The organism is Tessaracoccus bendigoensis DSM 12906 (assembly GCF_900141915.1).
Taxonomy (GTDB): domain Bacteria; phylum Actinomycetota; class Actinomycetes; order Propionibacteriales; family Propionibacteriaceae; genus Arachnia; species Arachnia bendigoensis.
Map to the genome: position 1 here is coordinate 115568 of NZ_FQZG01000003.1, position 15621 is coordinate 131188.

At 65.3% G+C, this 15621-nt stretch carries 13 protein-coding genes; 8 read left to right on the forward strand and 5 right to left on the reverse strand.

The window, feature by feature from the left end; all coding sequences use genetic code 11:
* Positions 1-134 precede the first annotated feature (134 nt).
* The 4 genes from phoU (at position 135) to BUC15_RS00530 (ending at position 3483) form a co-directional block, all read left to right on the forward strand.
* Entirely contained in the window at positions 135-800 is a 666-nt protein-coding gene (gene phoU, locus BUC15_RS00515; RefSeq protein ID WP_073185364.1) for a phosphate signaling complex protein PhoU, read from the forward strand.
* Positions 801-914: 114 nt separating this feature from the next.
* Positions 915-1880: a polysaccharide deacetylase family protein gene (locus BUC15_RS00520; protein ID WP_084189233.1), complete on the forward strand. Its 966-nt coding sequence runs from the start codon at positions 915-917 to the stop codon at positions 1878-1880.
* Positions 1881-1921: 41 nt separating this feature from the next.
* A complete protein-coding gene (locus BUC15_RS00525) occupies positions 1922-2671 on the forward strand; it encodes a phosphoglyceromutase (RefSeq protein WP_073185366.1) in 750 nt (249 codons plus the stop codon).
* An 80-nt stretch (positions 2672-2751) separates the two neighbouring features.
* Positions 2752-3483, forward strand: a complete 732-nt coding sequence (locus BUC15_RS00530; RefSeq protein WP_073185368.1) for an SDR family NAD(P)-dependent oxidoreductase — start codon at positions 2752-2754, stop codon at positions 3481-3483.
* A gap of 65 nt (positions 3484-3548) precedes the next feature.
* Here the strand turns inward: BUC15_RS00530 and BUC15_RS00535 are convergent, their stop codons facing one another.
* From BUC15_RS00535 to BUC15_RS00555, 5 genes are all read right to left on the reverse strand, one after another.
* Positions 3549-4958 carry an AI-2E family transporter gene (locus tag BUC15_RS00535; RefSeq protein ID WP_073185370.1) on the reverse strand — a complete coding sequence of 470 codons (1410 nt, stop codon included), beginning with the start codon at positions 4956-4958 and terminating at the stop codon, positions 3549-3551.
* A gap of 99 nt (positions 4959-5057) precedes the next feature.
* Complete coding sequence (locus BUC15_RS00540; RefSeq protein WP_073185372.1) at positions 5058-5417, reverse strand: biotin/lipoyl-containing protein; 360 nt, start codon at positions 5415-5417, stop codon at positions 5058-5060.
* Positions 5418-5426: 9 nt separating this feature from the next.
* Positions 5427-5687, reverse strand: coding sequence for a hypothetical protein (locus BUC15_RS00545; RefSeq protein WP_073185374.1), 261 nt, complete (start codon positions 5685-5687; stop codon positions 5427-5429).
* 11 nt (positions 5688-5698) lie between these two features.
* Positions 5699-7255: an acyl-CoA carboxylase subunit beta gene (locus BUC15_RS00550; protein ID WP_073185377.1), complete on the reverse strand. Its 1557-nt coding sequence runs from the start codon at positions 7253-7255 to the stop codon at positions 5699-5701.
* Positions 7256-7263: 8 nt separating this feature from the next.
* Positions 7264-8760, reverse strand: coding sequence for a methylmalonyl-CoA carboxytransferase subunit 5S (locus BUC15_RS00555; RefSeq protein WP_073185379.1), 1497 nt, complete (start codon positions 8758-8760; stop codon positions 7264-7266).
* A 1215-nt stretch (positions 8761-9975) separates the two neighbouring features.
* On the opposite strand from BUC15_RS00555, the gene BUC15_RS00560 reads away from it, so the two are divergent.
* The 4 genes from BUC15_RS00560 to BUC15_RS19735 all read left to right on the forward strand — a co-directional run.
* Positions 9976-11817, forward strand: a complete 1842-nt coding sequence (locus BUC15_RS00560; protein WP_073185381.1) for a C1 family peptidase — start codon at positions 9976-9978, stop codon at positions 11815-11817.
* The gene (locus BUC15_RS00565) at positions 11817-12164 is read left to right on the forward strand and encodes a hypothetical protein (RefSeq protein ID WP_073185383.1); all 348 of its coding nucleotides are present in this window, start codon (positions 11817-11819) and stop codon (positions 12162-12164) included. The genes BUC15_RS00560 and BUC15_RS00565 overlap by 1 nt, the downstream gene beginning before the upstream one ends.
* A gap of 362 nt (positions 12165-12526) precedes the next feature.
* Positions 12527-14158, forward strand: a complete 1632-nt coding sequence (locus tag BUC15_RS00570) for a sialidase family protein (RefSeq protein WP_073185385.1) — start codon at positions 12527-12529, stop codon at positions 14156-14158.
* Positions 14082-15621: putative Ig domain-containing protein (locus BUC15_RS19735; RefSeq protein WP_175558211.1), on the forward strand; the 1540-nt coding region annotated here is incomplete at its 3' end. The genes BUC15_RS00570 and BUC15_RS19735, both read left to right, overlap by 77 nt.

A 15621-nucleotide genomic window follows, 5' to 3' on the forward strand; every position in this document is an offset into this window, starting at 1 on the left:
CGCTTGCCCAAGTCTTCACCGACCGTTAACCGACGGTTCACTCAGCCGGCACGTGGAAGTACCCGGGGCCCATAGTGTCTTGGACGTTATTGAGCGGGACTAGACTCACCCGAAAATGCGACAAAGGAGCAGCGATGCGCACCAGCTACCACGAGGAACTGGACTCGATCCTCGACAGCCTCGTCCATATGGCCGAACTCGTCGAGGTGGCTATAAGGGACGGCTCGGAATCGTTGTTGACCGCAGACCTCGGACGTGCCGAGGCTGTCGTTTCGAACGATGCCGAACTCGATCGGATGCACGAGGAGATGGAGTACAAGTGCCTCTCGATCCTGGCGCTCCAGGCGCCCGTGGCCGGCGAATTGCGCACTATCGTCTCCGCCATCCGGGTCGTGTTCGAGCTGGCACGGATGGGTGACCTGGCCGCCCACGTCGCCAAGATCGCCCGGCTCCGCTACCCGGCGCATGCCGTACCCGAGGAGTTCGAGCCGAGCTTCCGCGAGATGGCCGACATCGCGATCGAGATCATCGACCAGGCTCGGGTCTCGCTGCAGAACCGCGACGCCAAGGGCGCGGAGCGGCTGGCCGAAATCGATGCCAGGATGGATGTCCTGCGCCGCGACCAGTTCACCCGCATGTTGGGCGAGGACTCGACGATTTCGGTCGAGGGCGCCGTCGATGTCGCACTGCTCGGCCGCTACTTCGAGCGGTTCGCCGATCACGCGGTAGCGGTCGGACGCCGCGTCATCTACATCATCACCGGCACGGTGCCAGAAGGCGAGGACTGGCCCAACGCCTGAGCGGTCAGACACGCCGATCGGTGAGAGACGATCAGGCACGCCGCGCGCGATGATCATGCCCACTCGAAAGGGGCGTAGAGTCGCGTCCGGAACCATCGAAGGGAAACACAACTAATGCTGACAACGCGTGCCGCTCGAATCCTGCCAGGATGCCTCGGCATCCTTGCGGTGACCCTCTCAGCCTGCGCACCCGTCACCACCCCCGCTGCCCCGGCACCGTCGGAAACTGCCACCGCGTCGTCCGCGTCGCCTTCGGTCTCCCCTTCGGTCACTGCGACCACCAACCCATCGGCCACCCTGACGCCGTCCGCGACCGTGACCCCGACCTCATCCACCAGCCCTTCGACCACCTTCACCGGCGACCCGGCGGTTCTGATCCCCGGCCGTAACCACATCGGGGCGGCGAGCGACTACGTCTATCCGGCGGAGTTGGTGCAGCAATGGCTGGAGGGCGAGGTCAAGCCGACTGAGAAGATCGTCTTCCTCACCTTCGATGACGGCCCGAACCACTCGACGACCCCGGTGATCCTCGACGCGCTGGAGAAGGCCGGTGTCCATGCTACCTTCTTCGTCGTCGGATCGATGCTCGATGAGGCCCCGGAACTGCTGAAGCAAGAGATCGACCAAGGCAACGCGGTTTCGTTGCACAGCTGGTCACACGACTACAAGAAGCTGTATCCGGGGCGTCACGGCGATGAGGACCGAATCGCCGACGAGTACACCAAGACCCTGGCGAAGGTACGCGAGATCCTCGGCCCCGATTTCAACACTGAGTCTTGGCGCTACCCCGGCGGGCACATGTCTTGGAAGGGTCTCTCGCCCGCAGACGAGTACCTCAAGTCGCAGGGCGTCTCCTGGATCGACTGGAACGCCGACACTCGCGACAGCGCCCCTAAGAAGGAGCGTCCGACGACGATCGACGCGCTGGTGCACAACGCGACCGCCCCGATCCGCGATGGATATCACGTCGCGGTGATCCTCGGCCACGACACCCCTGACAAGGCCCTGACCTCGAAGTCCGTGCCCGCCATGATCGAGGCCTACGCGGCGGCGGGATACAAGTTCGGCGTCATCTCCTGACCCGTGGCGGGGCACGGTGGCGTTACCGGTAGGCTGATCCCATGACCTCGAAGTTGATCCTGCTCCGCCACGGCGAGAGCGAGTGGAACGCAAAGAATCTGTTCACCGGCTGGGTTGATGTCGACATCAACGAGAAGGGTGTCGGCGAAGCGAAGGCAGCGGCCGAGTTGCTCAAGTCGGAAGACCTGCTCCCCGATGTGCTGCACACCTCGCTGCTGCGTCGCGCTATCCACACCGCCTACCTCGCGTTGGACGGTTGCGACCGGCACTGGATCCCCGTCAAGCGAAACTGGCGCCTCAACGAGCGCCACTACGGCAAGCTCCAGGGGCTGAACAAGACCGAGATCCGCGAACAGTTCGGCGAAGAGCAGTTCATGCAGTGGCGTCGCAGCTACGACGTGCCGCCGCCCCCGATCGACCCCGACAACGAGTTCTCACAGTTCAACGATCCACGCTACGCGGACATCCCCGCCGACGAGCGCCCGCTGACGGAATGCCTGAAGGACGTCGTCGCCCGCATGCTGCCGTACTGGGAGGCCCACATCGTCCCCGATCTGGCTGCGGGCAAGACCGTTCTCGTGACGGCGCACGGCAACTCGCTGCGCGCCCTCGTGAAGCACCTGGACGGGATCTCCGACGACGACATCGCCGGGCTCAACATCCCCACCGGTATCCCGCTGTTCTACGAGTTGGATGACGAGTTCAAGCCGGTGACGCCAGGGGGCCGCTACCTCGACCCGGAGGCTGCGAAGGCGTCGATCGAGGCGGTCAAGAACCAGGGCAAGAAGTAGCTCAAACCAAACTCTTGAGGGGTCGACCGGAAACGGTCGGCCCCTCAGTGTTTTTTCTCAACCCCCGTTAGGCTGGGTAGATGAGAACTGCTGTGGTGACGGGTGCGAGTTCAGGTATCGGGGAAGCTACCGCGAGGCTGTTGGCCTCCGATGGGTTCAGGGTGGTCTGCGCCGCAAGGCGCGTCGAACGCATAGAACACCTCGCAAACGAAATCGGCGGATTGGCCGTGGCGTGCGACGTCACCATCCCAGGAGACGTCGCAAGGTTGGCGAAGGTCGTCGGGGACCGGTGTGACGTTCTCGTCAACAACGCGGGCGGCGCCATCGGCCTGGAACCGGTCGCGGAGGCCGACCTGGTCGCGTGGGAGACGATGCTGCAGACCAACCTGTTCGGCACCACCAGGGTCACCCGGGCGCTGCTGCCTGCGTTGATAGAGGCCCGTAGCGTCATGGTGTTCGTGACCTCCACAGCCGCCGACTGGGGCTATGAGGGGGGCGCCGGCTACTGCGCCGCCAAGGCCGCCGAACGCTCCGTCGCCGAGGCGCTGCGCCTCGAACTGGTCGACCAGCCGGTCCGGATCACCGAGATCTGCCCAGGCATGGTTCACACCGAAGAGTTCTCGCTGACCCGCTTCGGGGGCGACCAGGCCAAGGCCGATGCGGTCTACGACGGGGTCGCAGAGCCATTGACTGCCGCTGATGTCGCCGATGCGATCGTCTGGATGGCCACGCGGCCGTCGCACGTCAACGTCGACAGGATGACGATCCGGCCACGGGCACAGGCTGCCCAGTACAAGGTGCACCGGGGCTGACCGGGCCACCCCAAACCGATTGAGCCGCCCAGCGAGCGGGTGTGGGTGGGGTGGTCTAGTCGGGTCTAGTCGTCCCGCTCTTCGCGGTTCTTCTCGTCGTTCTGCTCCGGCTGCGGTGCTTGCCCCACTCCCATCCGGGAGAAGAGACGACGCCAATCCCATGGCCCGTCTTCAATCCGTGCGTCGTCGGGGTCAGGGGCGGACTTCCTCACCCTGAGGAGGGCTTTGAAAGACGCTGCGGCCCGCTCGGACTCGGAACCCACCGTCTCCCCGTCGTCGGTGACCCACTGGATCTCTGCCGCCGTCTTCTCGCCGGTGCGAAGATCCGTCAGATCACCCAGGTACCGCAACAGCACGGCCAAGGTGGCCGCGACAGGAACTGCCAGGAATGCCCCGATGATTCCCGCCCACGTGCCACCGAGGAGCACGGCCAGCAGCACGATGACCGGATGCAGTTTCATCACCCTCGACTGCAGGAGGGGTTGCAGGATATGTCCTTCCAACTGCTGCACCGCGAGCACCACGGCCAGTACCAGCAACGCTGTCGTGAAGCCGTTGGATACCAGCGCCACAAGGACCGCGATCGCCCCAGCCGTCACCGCACCGACGATCGGGATGAACCCGGCCATGAAAGTCAGGACGGCGATCGGGAAGGCCAACGGTACCCCGAGCAGGAACACACCAAGCCCGATGAACGCAGCGTCCACGAAACTGACGACGGCCTGAGTGCGAATGTAGCCCGACAGAGTGTTCCACATGCGCGTGAGAAGCTCCGAGACGTGGAAACCTGCGCGGCGGCCGACGACCCCCCGCATCCAACCGACGAAGGAGTGCCCGTCCTTCAACATGAAGAAGGTGATGATCAGAGTGGTCAGGAGGGTGACGATTCCGCTGCCGAGGCTGCCGCCGATGTTGACCACCGAGGCGAGGATGTCCCCGCTGCGGTCCTGCAGCCACACGAGGCCCTGGGAGATGTAGCCGTTGAGCTCCTGGTCGTTGATGTTGAGCGGCGGGCCGGTGATCCAGGACTGGATGCGCCTGATCCCGTCAAGGGATTGCGTGCGGAGTTGGCCCCACTGGCTGGCCACCGCGGGCGCGATCAGCGCGAAGAGCCCACCGATGATGCCAAGCCCGAGGAGCAGTGACAGAAACGCGGCCAGGGAGTTCGGTATGCCCCACCGCCTGGCCAGGGCCGTAAGTGGCCACAACACCGATGCGACGAGCAGCGCCAGCAATGTCGGCATTATGGCGCCCGAGACGTAGCGCAACCCGAGCCCGATCACCACAAGGGCCGCGACGATCAGAAGGAAGCGGCCTGCCCATGCGGCGATCCACTTCCCGGCTTCACTTATGACGTCGGCACGGTCGACAGGTGCTTCCGGGTCGTAGGTCGGGAGCGCCCCGAGCTCATCGGCTGTCAGGCCGGATTCCTTCGGATCGTGCTGCTCGGGTGTGCTCAACCCTTGGTCACTCAATGGAGACCCTCCTCAAGCTGGGTACCTGTCATCGTACCCACGGTAGCGAAGCCAAAACCCCCTGGGCGTAGGCCCAGGGGGTGTTCATTTCTGGCGGGGTCAGAGTTCGATCAGCGCCTGGCCACCCTGTACCGCATCACCTGGTGCAACGAGGACCGCGGACACCTTGCCCGCTGCGGGGGCCTTGATCTCGGTCTCCATCTTCATGGCCTCGAGGATGAGGAGGACCTGGTCGGCCTTGATCTCATCACCCTCCGACACGAGGATCCGGGCGACGGAGCCAGCCAGCGGTGCCAGCACCGCGTTCGAGCTTGCCGCCGTCATTGAGGCCTTGGTCGGGATCGGGTTGGCACCGGCGTTGACGCCGATCACGATCGGGCCGAGCCCTTGTCGTTCCTCCTCCTCGACCTCGACATCGATTTCGTACTCCGTCTGGTTGACGGTCACCTTCAGCTTCATCAGTTCTCCTTAGCGAACGTGCGGGACGGAGCGGTCTTGGACGCGGCCGCGTGATGCCGCAGCCCAGCGGCTCTGCGAGCCGTAGCGGATCGCACGGACCTTGGCCTTGTGGCCGAAGTACGCCGCGACGGCGGCGCCGATGGCGATGAGGTCCGCTTCGGGGATCGCCTGCTGGGATTCCAGCTTGGCGACCTTGGCTTCGAGACTCGTGACCTGCTCGGTGAGCGCCGCGACGGCGTCGCGGAGCTCCTGCAGCGTGTTGTCGTCCATGGCTGTTCCGATCAGGCCGGCCCGAGGCCGTGCTTCTTGGCCGGGCGCAGCTCGCGCTTCCCGACGAGCAGTTCAAGGGCCATCGCGATCTGGCGGCGGGTGTCTGCCGGGTCGATGATGTCATCTACCAGGCCGCGGCTCGCAGCCATGTATGGCGTGGAGAACGTCTCGCGGTATTCCTCAACCATCTCGACGCGCTTCGCCTCGCTGTCCTCGGCAGCCTCGATCTCCTTGCGGAACACGACATTGGCAGCGCCCTCGGCACCCATCACCGCGATCTCGGCGGTCGGCCAGGCGAACACCTTGTCTGCGCCGAGGTCCTTGGAGCACATGGCCAGGTAGGCGCCGCCGTAGGCCTTGCGGAGCACGACGGTGATCTTCGGGACGGTGGCCGCCGAGTAGGCGTAGAGCATCTTGGCGCCGTGACGGATGATGCCGTTGTGTTCCTGTGCCACGCCAGGCAGGAAGCCGGGGACGTCGACCAGGTTCACCACAGGGATGTTGAACGCGTTGCAGAACCGGACGAACTTGCTCGCCTTATCCGACGAATCGATGTCCAGTGCACCGGACATGATGCTGGGCTGGTTCGCAATGATGCCGACGGTACGACCGACGACGCGGCCGAAGCCCACAACGATGTTCTGCGCCCAACCGGCCTGAACCTCGAGGAAGTCGGCGTGGTCGACGATCTCGCGGATGACCTCCCGGATGTCGTAGCCCTTGTTGGACTCGACCGGGATGATGTCGCGAAGCTTCTCGTTGGGCTCCACGACGTAGTCGGGATCGACGATCGGCGCGTCCTCGGTGTTGTTCTGGGGCAGGAAGCTGAGCAGCTTCTTGGCGATCAGGATCGCCTGCTCGTCATCATCGGCGACGAAGTGGACCACGCCGGAGCGCCCCATGTGCGCGTCGGCGCCACCCAACTCATCCTGCGTCACGACCTCACCGGTGACCTGCTTGATCACGCCGGGGCCGGTGATGAACATGTGGGCCTTGCGGGTCTGGATGATGAAATCCGTCAGCGCCGGGGAGTAGGCCGCGCCACCGGCACAGGGGCCTGCGATGATCGAGATCTGCGGCACCGAACCCGAAAGCAGGACGTTCGCGTAGAACACCTTGCCGTAGCCCGAAAGCGAGTCGATCCCCTCCTGGACCCGGGCGCCACCCGAATCGTTGATGAAGACGAACGGGGTGCCGGTCAGCAGCGACGCCTTGAGCGCCTCCGTGACCTTGACCGAGTGCGCCTCACCAGCGGAGCCACCCATGACGGTGAAGTCCTGCGAGGCGACGTGCACCGGTCGGCCGAGCACCGCACCGGACCCGGTGACCACACCGTCGGCGGGCATGTCCGCCTTGTCCATCCCGAAGGTGGTGGTGCGGTTGCGGCGGAATGCGCCGGTCTCCTGGAACGAATCCTCGTCGAGGAGGGATGCGATGCGTTCGCGTGCCGAGAGCTTGCCCTGCGCGTGCTGCTTCTCGATGCGCTTCGCGCCGCCGCCAGCCTCAACCGCCGCGCGACGCTCATCGAGTTGCACGAGGCGCTCTTCCATCGTGTGCTGTTTAGCCATGGTTCTCCTTAGGCCGGTTCGACCGCGACGCTGTGCTGGCGACCGGCGATGGTGACGTTGTACTTGATGGGGCCCGTGATGCCCTGATGGGCGGCCGTTGCCTTGTCCGCCTTCTCAGCGGCCATCTGGGCTGGCGTCTTCGCGACGCTCTTGGGACCTTCGGCGCGGGTCTGGAAGAACTTCGGCGCGACGCCTGGGAACATTGCATTGGTCAGCACGTCCTCCTCGGAGCCGTCGAATCCTTCCAGCTTGGCGGCTGCCGCCTCCAGCTCTCCCCATTCGGGCTTGAGAAGGTCGGCCGGGCGCACGGTGATGGCTTCCTTCTTGGTCTGTGCCTTGGCCAACGCGACAACTTCCTCATTGCGTTCGCCGAGACATTCGCCGTAGTAGCCGAGCATCAGATCGGCGAACTCGCCGGTCATGACCTTGTAACGACCCATCAGGACGTTGAACACGGCCTGCGTGCCGACGATCTGGGAGGACGGGGTGACCAGCGGCGGGTGCCCGGCGTCGGCCTTGACCCGCGGGACCTCCTCCATGACCTCGCGGATGCGGTCGCCCGCACCCTGCGCCTTGAGCTGCGACTCCATGTTGGAGAGCATGCCGCCAGGGATCTGGGAGGAGAAGATGTCGGTGTCTACCAGCGTGGCCGACTCGAACTCCTTGTACTTGGGGCGGACACCGGCGAAGTGGTCACGGATGCGCAGCAGGCGCTCCATGTCCAGATCGGTGGTGTAGTCGGTTCCCTCGAGCATCGCGACGAGAGACTCCGTCGGGTTGTGGCCCGGGCCGAGCGACATCGACGAGATAGCGGTGTCGACGACGTCGGCCCCCGCCTCAATGGCCTTCATCAACGAGACGAGGGTGACGCCGGTGGTCGAGTGGCAGTGGACGTTGATCTGGATGTCGCCGTAGGTGTCCTTGATGCCCTTGACGATGTCGAAGGCCGGCTGGGGCTGAAGCAGCGCAGCCATGTCCTTCAGCGCGATCGACTCGGCACCCATGTCGAGCAGTTGCCCGGCGAGCCTGATGTAGCCGTCGACGGTGTGTACCGGGGAGACCGTGTAGCAGATCGTCCCCTGGGCGTGCTTGCCGACCGACTTGACCGCGGCCATGGCCCGCGCCATGTTCCGCGGGTCGTTGAGGGCGTCGAAGACCCGGAAGACGTCCATGCCGTTCTCGGCCGACTTCTCCACGAACTTCTCGACGACCATGTCTTCGTAGTGACGGTATCCGAGGAGGTTCTGCCCACGCAGCAGCATCTGCAGCCGCGAGTTGGGCATCAGCTCACGGAAGGTCCGCAGCCGCTTCCAGGGGTCCTCGTTCAGGAATCGGATGCAGGCGTCAAAAGTGGCGCCGCCCCAGCACTCGACCGACCAGAATCCGGCCTTGTCGAGATCTTCACACGCATCAACCATGTCTTCCATGGCCATGCGGGTCGCCATCAAACTCTGATGTGCGTCCCGGAGGACGAGCTCCGTAACGCCGATCTTTCGCGCAGTCATGGGACTATCCAATCATGCCGCCCCCATCGTCGGGTGGGCACCCCCCGGATCAATCGGTCTGACCATTCGGGTATCGTCGGACCCGATCCCTTCTCCACGCACGTAGGGACAGCGAAAGCGGGCGGATCGGCAGAGCGCCCATCCGCCCGCCCGCACCTCAGGTGGGGGAACTGAGGTCTTGACCCAGAGTCGCCGTTTCGACTGCAGGGAGTCCGGGGATCACTCGTCGCTCAGCGAGGCGGACCGATCCGGGAAGAATGTAGCAGCCTCACGCGACGTCGTCGATTCGCCCCCGCCTAACCGAGACACGCCGTCGCGCTAGGGGGAACCTGCAACGGCGGCAAGGGCCAACCCGATCCGACCCTGACCATCGTACGAGCGGAGATCCCTGCCCCCCGTGCCCGTCGAATGAGCAGGATCCGACAGTCATCGCAGTCGATCCCGCGTCGTCAGCAGACAACACCGCCCGCGTCCCAATGACTTGCAAATCCTGCTCATCCCCGCACCCAGCCAAACGGCGCAGCGGCCCTTCCCAGGGAGTCGGCGACGGCACGGCAGGGCATGACGCAGAGAGGTCGCCCCTCCGAGGAGGGACGACCTCTTTTGCTTTCATCTAAGGGCCAAGTTCAACGGCGACTTGCGTTGTCTACCGTGGATGAACCTGTTCTGTTGTTACCTCAGCCGTGCCACCACTTCGGGTGTGGGCTACGAGGCCTTCTGCTTGTCCATCGCGTCGGAGCCCCTCGTCACCGAGTGCCTCGTCGCTGCATCCTTTGGCCTGACCGACGGGTTCTGCATGTCAGATTGGTCCATAGATTGCCTCCCAAGGGGTTGGGTTCTGCTTGAAACCCAGCATAGGTCGAGTCGGACGGTTTTGGTAGAGATCGACGAGATTTCCCTGAGACTGGGTGTCGCAGAGGGTCCCGGTCCATGCGGCAGGGCCCAGCCGGTCCGCTCGGAAGCCGACCGATCCGGAGGTCCCGACCCGTTGCCGGGTTCAAGAGAACTTGACGATGTTGTTGAGCAGGGTGGGCATCGAAGCCGGCGTCCCGGCCGCGGCGGCGTAGATCTCCAGGAGAGATTCGGGCAGCAGAGCGTACGTATCAAACGACACCATCGCGGCTCCTGGACAGTGAAGGTGGCCGCCACGCAGGCGCCATCTCCCCCAGGGCGGCGACGAAATCCGTTCGCCCGCGTCAGACAAGGACGGATGCCATGGCACTCACATTTGGCCAGCTTCGGAAGATGGTCACGGCGCAGCAGCTTGGTTGGGAACCGAAGGTGTCGTCGCGGGACGAGGACCTGGTGCCCAAGTTCGCCACCGGCGCCGATACCTCAGGCCTCGTCGCCGAGGGAAGGGTGGCACCGCTCAACTTCCGCGCTCTCGGGCTGGTCACAAACCCGCTGCTGGCCGAGCGCCGGGTCGCGCGCGGGATTCTTCCACCTGGGGAGGCCGGCGCCGCTGAGCCGGTGGCGCCGGATGCTGGGGCGCCGACATCGCTTGACTGGCGCAACCGTTGGGGTCAGAACTGGATAACCACCGTGCGCGATCAGAACCCGTGCAACGCCTGCTGGGCCTTTGCCGGGGTGGCCCTCGTCGAGGCGATGATGCGGATCGAGCACGCCTACTGGACGCGCCTCTCCGAGGGCGACGTCGAACGCGGCATCGGGAAGACCTGCCCAGATCTCGGCAACTTGGGCGAAGTATCCACCTTCTTCAAGGATCACGGCTTCGCTGATCCCGGCTGCTTCGCCTGGACCACAGCCGTCACGCCTTACACCCCCACTCGTGACCGGAACGGGCGCAGCGTCCGCGGCCCCGGGTTCGACTTCATGTCAGTGGCGGATTCCAAGAAGTGGCTGGACACCGTCGGACCGGTGGTGACGTGGTTCGAGGTCTACCAGGACTTCTTCGGGCACGGCTCGGGCGTCTACCGCCGTTCCACCGCCCCCACGAACACCTCGGTGGGGGGTCACTTCATGCTCGTGATCGGCTACGACGATGCCAGGAGCGCCTGGCTAGTGAAGAACTCCTGGGGCACCGGGTGGGGCGAGTCCGGCTTCGCATGGATCGGCTACGGCGAATCCGGCATCGAGACCTACGGCCGCTACGGCGTCCGCAACATCAATCCCGATCCGTGGACCAAGCGCCGACTCCACAACGGCAACCTCTACGAGAGTGGAAACGGGGCGCTGCATCGCAACCTGGAGGTGTCGGGTTCCAACGGCAGCCGGGTCCTCTCCCGGTGGCGCGAGGGCGGCTCGCCGTTCACTTGGGGCACCGCCGCCACGTTCGCAACGGATGCCGCCGTCTCTCCCACATTGGTCGGGACGACCTTCAACCGCAACATGGAAGTGGTCTACCGGACGACCGGTGGCCGCCTGCACCACTGGTGGACCGGTGGCGGCGGGGGTTCGTGGAACGACGGGGGTGTCTTCGGACCCACCGGTTGCACCGGCGTGCCGGGGTTCGTGCAAGGCGACTACAACGCTCCGGGCAACTTCGAGGTGGTGGTCTCTGTCGGGAGCAGGATGCAGCATGTGTGGAGGGACGGCGGAGGCTGGCACAACGGGCCCCTGTTCGGCGCGGACATCGCCCGATCGGGGGCGACCCTCGTCCAGGGCGACTACGGCACCCCCCACGGCAACCTCGAGTGTGTCGCCGTGCGGACAGACGGCAGAATGCAACACTTCTGGCGCTCCGAACCGACGTTCACCTGGAACATCGGCGCCATCTTCGGGTCGGGCATCAACTCTTCGCCGGTCATGATCCAAGGTCAGTACGGCATGCGCAGCGAGGCAGGACCGCACGGCAACTTCGAGTTGTGCGTTGCAGTGGGCGGGAGGGTACAGCACTGGTGGCGCAACAATTCCGGGGACGGCGCGTGGCGCAACAGCGCGACCTTCGGCCACGACGTCGCTGCGGTCACTGGGCTGTGTGAGGGATCATGGGGCATGAATCTTGAGGTCATCGTCCTGCGAACCGACAACAAGCTGCAGCACTACTGGCGCGATTCGGCAGGCTGGCACGAGGGTCCGGTCATCGGCGGCGCGTGATGACCGGCTTTGCCGAACTGCCGCACGAGTTGAGTTTGGAGGTGGGCGCCACCGAACAACTACGGCTACCCACCTACTCCGGCTCAGGCAATCTGTGGACAGTCCGCAACGTCGATGACGCAAACGTCGCGGAGGTGCGCGTGGAGTCCCGGCCACCCATCGGAGCCGACGAGCACCCTCCCGGTGGGCCGCCCCCCGGGCAGTCCCTGGCCACAGAGTTCGCGGTGGTCACTGGGGTCAGTTCCGGGGTCGCGCATTGGCGGCTCGTCCTGGCCCGGCCGTGGCAGCCAGACAATCCGACCGCCAGCCATGAACTGACAATCCAGGTGAGCCCGGCTCGACCTTGACGGTGAGGATCATCGCCGAGGCCGGCAGACGGGAGCCGCCAAACTCTCCGCGCAGGCGGACCTGAGCAATTCAAACGGCTCTGGTCCGCCTGTCTGCTGTCCCATGCCCCGAACGCCGTTCAGCCAAGCGACGCCATGTTGCCAGGCAGCGGTGCAAGCCGACACACCGTCGCGACAACGCCTTCTCCCGAGGCCTTTCGGAAAGAGGCCTCGCCCCCCCTGCGCCTTCTGCCCCCGCCCACTCTCAGGCCACCACATGAAAAACGCCCAGTACTCCTGATCAGATATCTGACAACAGGTGCGCGGTAAGGCCTTTGCTCCGTACCCTCGCCCCAACCATTTCTCATCGAGGAGGATCCCCCATGGCGCGTCGACTGTTGGCGATGATCGCCGGCCTGGTCGCATTGTGTGTCGGGCTGAGCACAGCCCTACTCACCCCGACGGCCAGAGCCGCAGAACCTTATCTGACTGTTTCGTTGACTCGGACCGACACGCTGGGTTCACCGGTGCGGGCTGGTCAGACGTTGACGTTCAGCATCAGCTACACCAACTTGTCGACGCAGACGATCACCGCGTTCCCGCGCTCGTCGAACCTGACCGGGGTGTTGACCACCAGCAGCCCGAACTGCCGCTGGGGCAGCCTCGCCGCTGGCGCGACAAAGGGCTGCACAACCGCGACGCATCTGGTAACCGCGGCCGACGTCGAGGCGGGTTCCTTCAGCCCGAGCGTCACCTTCGACGCAACCACCGACACCGCTGGAAGCAACATCCTGCAGGCCGGGATCACCGCCACCGTGCCGGCGATCACCACCGCCGAGGGCGACCCGGACGACCCAGCCACGATCCCGTCCGAACGAGTCGACGGTGTCCCTCTGCAGCTGGCCTCAGCCAACTACCTCGGCTTCACCTGCCACCGCATCCCGGCCCTGACCCAAGCCCCCAACGGCTGGATCCTCGCCGCCTGGGACGGCCGCCCCGACTCCTGCCAGGACTCCCCCAACCCGAACTCCATCGTCCAACGCATCTCAAAGGACGGCGGCAAGTCCTGGAGCGTGGCCAAGGTCATCGCAGCAGGCCAGGGCACCGTCTCCAGCACCGACAAGTTCGGCTACTCCGACCCCTCCTACGTCGTCGACCACACCACCGGCAAGATCTTCGCGTTCTTCGTCAAGTCCTTCGACGTCAGCTTCCAGAACTCCCAGCTGGGCACCGACCCCACCAACCGCAACGTGCTCCACGCCGCGGTGATGGAATCAGCCGACAACGGCCAAACCTGTACCACCCCGAAGGTCATCACCGCCGACATCACCGGAGACGGAGCATTCCGCTCCCGCTTCGCGGCCTCCGGTGAAGGCATCCAACTGCGCTACGGCGCCCACGCCGGACGCCTGATCCAGCAGTACACCTTCGCCTCAACCACCCTCAACACCTACCAGGCCGTCTCCATCTACTCCGACGACCACGGTGTGACCTGGGAAGCCGGCACCCCAGTGGGCACCGGCATGGACGAGAACAAGGTCGTCGAACTCAGCAACGGCGACGTGATGCTCAACTCCCGCGCCTCCGACTCCACCTTCGCCCGCAAGGTCACCATCTCCACCGACGGCGGCGAAACCTACGGACCGGTCCGGGTCGACAACACCCTCATCGATCCCCGCAACAACGCAGGAATCACCCGCGCCTACCCCGACGCCGCCGAAGGCTCGGCCCAGGCCAAGATGCTGCTGTTCACCAACGCAGCCAGCACCTCGTCACGAGTCAACGGAACCGTTCGCCTCAGTTACGACGACGGCGCCACCTGGTCCACCTCAAAGGTGTTCGCCCCCGGCTTCGATGGCCTACTCGACCATCACCCCACTGAGCACCCCAGGCACCTACGGCATCCTCTACGAAGGCAACAGCTCGACCATCCACTACATGCAGATCAGCCTCGACTGGCTCGGCGGGCTGCCCGTCTCGGTCACCGCCGAAGCCCAGGACGTCGCCCGTGGTGACAACACCATCGAGTACTCCATCACCAACCTCGGCACCACCGACCTCACCTTGACCCTGACCCCCCAGGTCCCCACCGGCTGGACCGGCCAGACCGGAACCATCCAGGTCCCCGCAGGCGCCACCGTCACCGCAGAAGTGGACATCACAGTCCCGGACTGGGCCGACCCCGGCACCGTCAACCTGCCACTGACCGCCACCAGCGGAACAGACAGCAGCACCGGCTCAGCCGCGCTCACCATCAAGCTGAACCCGATCCAGAACCCCTCGGTCTCGGTGCCGGTGACTGTGGTCGGCACGTTGCCGGCCCAGTCGGGTGAAGGTCCGGAGCTGATGTTCGACGGCAACCTCACCACGATCTGGCACACCCCGTGGAACTCCGCGGTCACACTGCCGCTCAACATCGACCTCAGCGCAGGCGACACCGCCCAGGAGTTGGCGTTCCTGTCTGCCACCCCACGCCAATCGGGCGGCAACGGGCGAATCAACGGCTACGAGCTCTACGCAGGCGACTCCCTCGACAACCTGACCAAAATCAGCGAAGGCAACCTGCCCAACACCGCAGACACCCAAATCCTCCCCCTCGACACCACCGCCCGCTACGTCCGACTCCGCGTCCTCACCACCTACGGCGACACCGTCAACCAGTGGGTCTCCATGGCCGAGCTGTCGCTCCGGTCGAAGGTGGCAGATGATCCGGCCCCGACGCTCGCACCGTTCAGCGCGGTCCAGGCGACGGTCGGTTTCCCGGTGAACGTCGTCCCCGAGGCCACCGGCACCGATCCGCTGGTCTTCTCTGCGACCGGGCTTCCCGCCGGGTTGTCGATCGACGAGGAGTCCGGCACGATCTCCGGCACGCCAACGGCCGCAGGAAGTAGTGAGGTGACTGTCACGGTGACTGATCCGGCTGACCGCAAGGCCAGCCAGACCTTCACGATCGCTGTCGTCCTGGCACCTACCCCGACGCCGACACCTACCCCGACGCCGACCCCCACCCCGACGCCGACCCCCACCCCGACGCCGACCCCCACCCCGACGCCGACCCCCACCCCGACGCCGACCCCCACCCCGACGCCGACGCCGACCCCCACCCCGACGCCGACACCTACGCCCACCCTGACGCCGCCGGCTCCCCCCTGGGCACCGTCGGTTCCCTACACCGTCCCCGGCTACCACATCTTCAACGGACGTCAGTGGCTCACCACCTGCGAGACCTACTCACAGACGACCCGCTGCCGCACGGAGATCTGGGCAACCACGGTGACCCGCAACGCGAACGGCTCCTTCGTCCGTCAGCAGGGGTGGGCATTCAACAACCTCACCTACCTGCCGTACATGACCAGGGCCCAGTGGGCGAACAACCCGCTCGGACACGCTGGTACTTGGAAGGACAGCAGCGGGCGCGACTGGCAGACCGTATGTGACACCCCGGCCACCGGCCGCGGGGCCTGCCGTACCTCCGTCC

Excerpts from the sequence above, each read along its gene's own strand:
- phoU (WP_073185364.1), top strand. The coding sequence starts at position 135 with ATGCGCACCAGCTACCACGAGGAACTGGACTCGATCCTCGACAGCCTC.
- BUC15_RS00520 (WP_084189233.1), top strand. The coding sequence starts at position 915 with ATGCTGACAACGCGTGCCGCTCGAATCCTGCCAGGATGCCTCGGCATC.
- BUC15_RS00525 (WP_073185366.1), top strand. The coding sequence starts at position 1,922 with ATGACCTCGAAGTTGATCCTGCTCCGCCACGGCGAGAGCGAGTGGAAC.
- BUC15_RS00530 (WP_073185368.1), top strand. The coding sequence starts at position 2,752 with ATGAGAACTGCTGTGGTGACGGGTGCGAGTTCAGGTATCGGGGAAGCT.
- BUC15_RS00540 (WP_073185372.1), bottom strand. The coding sequence starts at position 5,417 with ATGAAGCTGAAGGTGACCGTCAACCAGACGGAGTACGAAATCGATGTC.
- BUC15_RS00545 (WP_073185374.1), bottom strand. The coding sequence starts at position 5,687 with ATGGACGACAACACGCTGCAGGAGCTCCGCGACGCCGTCGCGGCGCTC.
- BUC15_RS00550 (WP_073185377.1), bottom strand. The coding sequence starts at position 7,255 with ATGGCTAAACAGCACACGATGGAAGAGCGCCTCGTGCAACTCGATGAG.
- BUC15_RS00555 (WP_073185379.1), bottom strand. The coding sequence starts at position 8,760 with ATGACTGCGCGAAAGATCGGCGTTACGGAGCTCGTCCTCCGGGACGCA.
- BUC15_RS00560 (WP_073185381.1), top strand. The coding sequence starts at position 9,976 with ATGGCACTCACATTTGGCCAGCTTCGGAAGATGGTCACGGCGCAGCAG.
- BUC15_RS00565 (WP_073185383.1), top strand. The coding sequence starts at position 11,817 with ATGACCGGCTTTGCCGAACTGCCGCACGAGTTGAGTTTGGAGGTGGGC.
- BUC15_RS00570 (WP_073185385.1), top strand. The coding sequence starts at position 12,527 with ATGGCGCGTCGACTGTTGGCGATGATCGCCGGCCTGGTCGCATTGTGT.